Origin of the sequence: Streptomyces chilikensis (assembly GCF_001642695.1) — a bacterium.
In the GTDB taxonomy this organism is placed as follows: Bacteria; Actinomycetota; Actinomycetes; order Streptomycetales; family Streptomycetaceae; genus Streptomyces; species Streptomyces chilikensis.
Map to the genome: position 1 here is coordinate 1 of NZ_LWCC02000081.1, position 3,827 is coordinate 3,827.

General features: G+C 75.9%; 3 protein-coding genes. 2 read left to right on the top strand and 1 reads right to left on the bottom strand.

Features of this window, described 5'->3' with window-relative positions; genetic code table 11:
- The coding region (locus A2U95_RS23035) for a serine aminopeptidase domain-containing protein (protein ID WP_166026313.1) at positions 1–736 on the bottom strand (736 nt) is incomplete at its 3' end.
- A 173-nt stretch (positions 737–909) separates the two neighbouring features.
- On the opposite strand from A2U95_RS23035, the gene A2U95_RS23040 reads away from it, so the two are divergent.
- Together A2U95_RS23040 and A2U95_RS23045 are read left to right on the top strand one after the other, a co-directional pair.
- Positions 910–2,583 (top strand): glycosyltransferase, encoded by a 1,674-nt coding sequence (locus tag A2U95_RS23040; RefSeq protein ID WP_166026315.1) that lies wholly within the window; start codon positions 910–912, stop codon positions 2,581–2,583.
- Positions 2,584–2,763: 180 nt separating this feature from the next.
- Positions 2,764–3,759: an NAD-dependent epimerase/dehydratase family protein gene (locus A2U95_RS23045; RefSeq protein WP_166026317.1), complete on the top strand. Its 996-nt coding sequence runs from the start codon at positions 2,764–2,766 to the stop codon at positions 3,757–3,759.
- Positions 3,760–3,827: the final 68 nt, after the last annotated feature.

Below are 3,827 nucleotides of genomic sequence, written 5' to 3' on the forward strand. Positions count from 1 at the left end.
CCAGCGAGATCGCGGGGGCCACCGCGACGACGCCCGCGACCGCGCCCCGCCCCCGGGAGAGCGCCCACCGCAGCGCGACCCTCCCCCCGGCCGAGAATCCGGCGAGGAACAGCGGGCGGCCCTCCAGCTCGCCGGCGTGCGCGGCCACCGCGGCGTCGACCTCGTCCAGGGCCTCCGACGCCCGCGGACCGCGCGGCCAGGTGCGGTAGTTGGGCGAGGTGCGCCAGGACGACCGCACCGCGAGCACCGTGAACCCGGCCCGCAGCGCGGGCCGCCAGGCACGCACCGCGTCCCGCTCCGACTCCTCGGCGCCGTGCAGCGCCAGCAGGACGCCGCGGACGGACGGCGTGCCGGGCCGCACCAGGAGGTCGTGCTCACGGGTGGTCCGCCGCCCCTCCTCCCAGCGCCGCGCGGCTTCCTCCCGCAGCGGGGGGAAGCCGGGGAGCCGGCGGACCTCCGCGAAGTCCTCCTCCCCCTCCAGCACGGCCGGGTCCCACCAGCCGCCCGCCGCGAGGGCTCCGCACAGCGTCTCCAGCGCCTCGCCGGGGCGCCCCGCGGCTCCTTGCAGGCAGGCGAGCAGGTAAGCCAGTTCCGCACGCCAGGGCCGCAGTTCGGCGGGCGGGGCGGTCAGGAGGCAAATGCCGTCCTCGAGGCGCCCCTGTTCGTAGCAGCGGTACACCTCGTCGTCGAGGCGGCGGTAGGCGAGCAGTGCGGCGGAGGGTTCCTCGGAGGTCATGGGGCGCACCGTAGGCCCGCCGACGCTCCCGGGCAAACGAGATCACCGGCCCTCCGGCGAGCGTCCGGACCGCTTCCGACACGCCAGGACACACCGGGGGAACCGGACAACTCGCCCGGAACGGCCCTACGATGACGCCGCCCCAGGCTCCCAGCACCCCGGATGTACATCACATGATCAAGGTCAGCGTCGTGGTCCCCGTCTACAACGCGGGGCCGTACCTCGAACGCTCCGCCCCCAGCCTCCTCCACCAGAGCCTCGGCCCCGATGCCTACGAGGTGGTCTACGTGAACGACGGGTCGACCGACGGGTCGGCCGAGCGGCTGGAGCGGCTGGCCTCCAAGTACGCCCACGTCCGGGTGATCCACCAGGAGAACTCCGGCTGGCCCGGCAGGCCGCGCAACGTCGGGGTGCGCGAGGCGCGCGGCGAGTACGTCCAGTTCGTCGACCAGGACGACGAGTTGACGCCCGGCGCACTGGACCGGCTGTACCGCATGGCGGTCCGCAACGGCTCGGACATCGTGATGGGCCGCACCATCGGCACCATGCAGGGCCCGCACAGCCTCTACAAGCGCGACGTCGAGCGCTGTTCCGTGGAGGACATGCCGCTGATGGAGAGCCTGACGCCGCACAAGATGTTCCGGCGGGCCTTCCTGCTGGAACACGGCATCGAGTTCCCCGAGGGCCGGGTCCGGCTGGAGGACCAGCTCTTCATGGCGCGCGCCTACGTGCGGGCGAGGACGGTCTCCATCCTCGGCTCGCATCCCTGCTACGTGTGGAACCGCCGCGAGGACGGCGGCAACAACAGCGCGGGCGCGACCACGCCGGAGGTGTACTACGGCCACCTCCGGTCGGTGGTCGAGGCGATCAGGGAGGGCACGGATCCGGGTCCGCTCCAGGACTTCCTGCTGCGCCGCTCCTACCGCGTGGAGCTGCTCAGGCCGGTGACCGAACCGCGGGTCCTGCAGCGCACCGGCGCGGACCTGGAGCGCCACTTCGACGTGGTGCGCGGGATGGCCCTCGAGTGCTATCCGCCGGGCGTGCGCGAAGGACTGCCCGCCCTCACCCGGCTCCGGGCGACGCTGCTGGAGGAGGGCAGGCTGGACTCCCTGGTCGAACTGGCGCGCCGGGTCAGGGCGGTGAGGCCGCAGGTCACGGTGGACGGCATGCGGTGGCGGGACGGCAGGCTGCTGGTCTCCGCCACCATCGGCATGCTCCGTCCGGACGGCCGGCCGCTGACCCTGGTGGAGCGGCACGGGCGGCTGCTGATGGACCCCGAACTGCTCGACGGCATCGAGGGCGCCGAGGACTGGGAGGTACCGCACCCGCTGGCCTACGCGCGCGGCGAGCTGCTGGTGCACGACACCGGGCGTGACCTGTGGTGGTTCCCCGACGCCGACATGAGCCCGCGCACCGAACCGCTCGGCGGCGGACGGCACCGGGTGGTCGTGTCCGGGGAGACGGCCGTCGACCCGCGGACGCTGTCCACGGAGCCCTGCCTGCGGGACGGAACCTACGAGGTGTGGGCCTACGGGCAGCTGCTGGGGGTGGGGCGGCGGCCCAGGTTCGCCGCCTCGAACGGCTTCGCCCCGGCCCTGCCCCCGGCGCTCGTGGGCTCTCCGCCGCGCGCCGCGACCACCGCCTGGACGGGTCCCGGCGGGCAGCTCCGGCTGCTGGTCGGCCGTCCGCCGGGACCGGGGGCCCACCGCCGGGTGATGTGGCAGGCGGCCGCGCATCCGCTGGTCCGCCGCGGCGGGGGCGCGCTGGTCCGCCGCCTGCCCTCCCAGCTGCGCCGCCCGGTCCGGCGTCTGGTGCGGCAGGCCACCACCTGGACGTCGCCGGGCTGACCGTCCCGTCGCCCGGCCTCCGTGGGGTCCCGCGGAGGCCGGCCCGGGAGCGGCACCGCCCCGGGCGGGTTCGTCGGCGCACGGCTGCGGGAACGCCCTCCCCGGCGGCGGGAAGCGGCCCGTCCTCTGCCCTGGGCAGATGTCCGGGACAGGGCGCCGGCCCTCTGATTGGCTCGGGGCATGGAGATTCTGGTTCTGGGCGGTACGGCATGGCTGGGCCGCGAGATCGCACGGCAGGCACTGGGGCGGGGCCACCGGGTGACCTGCCTGGCCCGGGGCAGGAGCGGCGGGGTCGCCGAGGGGGCGCGGCTGGTGGCGGCCGACCGGCGGGACGCCTCGGCCTACGACCCGCTGCTCGACCGGGAGTGGGACGCGGTGTTCGAAGTGTCCTGGCAGCCCGGCTTCGTGCGCGGGGCCCTGGCGGCGCTGGGCGGGCGCGCATGGTACTGGGGGTACGTCTCGTCGGGCAACGTGTACGCGTCCCACGCGACGCCGGGCGCGGACGAGTCGGCCGGGCTGCTGGCGCCCACCGAGCTGGACGAGGTCGGCCGGGAGGTGTACGGCGAGGCCAAGGTGGCCTGCGAGGCGGCGTGCCGGGAGACCGTCGGGGACCGGCTGCTGGTGGCGCGGGCGGGACTCATCGGCGGGCCGGGCGACCCCAGCGACCGTGCCGGCTACTGGGTGGCGCGCGCCGCGCGGGCCCGGGAGGAGCCGATGCTGGTGCCGGACATGCCGCGGGCGCCGGTGCAGGTCGTCGACGTGCGGGACCTGGCCCTGTGGCTGGTGGAGTCGGCGGAGGGGCGCGTGACGGGCACGTTCGACACGGTGGGGCCGGTGATCTCCTTCGCCGAGTGGATCGAGCTCTCGCGGAAGGCGGGCGGTCACACGGGGCCGGTGGTGGCCGTTTCTTCCGCGTGGCTGCTGGAACAGGGCGTGGCCCAGTGGGCGGGCGAGGACTCGCTGCCCCTCTGGCTGGTGGAGGAGGGCTCCGAGGGCTGGCTGGCGCGGGACGGTTCGGCGGCCCGGGCGGCGGGACTGCGCCACCGGGACTACGCCGTCATGCTGGCCGACACCCTCGGGTGGGAGCGGGAGTCGGGCCTGGACCGCTCCCGCCGGGCGGGCCTCGGCCCGGACCGCGAGCGGGAGCTGCTGGCCGCGCCGGGACGCCCGGGCTGACGCCCCCGCCGGGGCGTCCCGGCCGACGCCCCCGCCGGCACGTCCCGGCCGGCGACCGGCACCGCGCC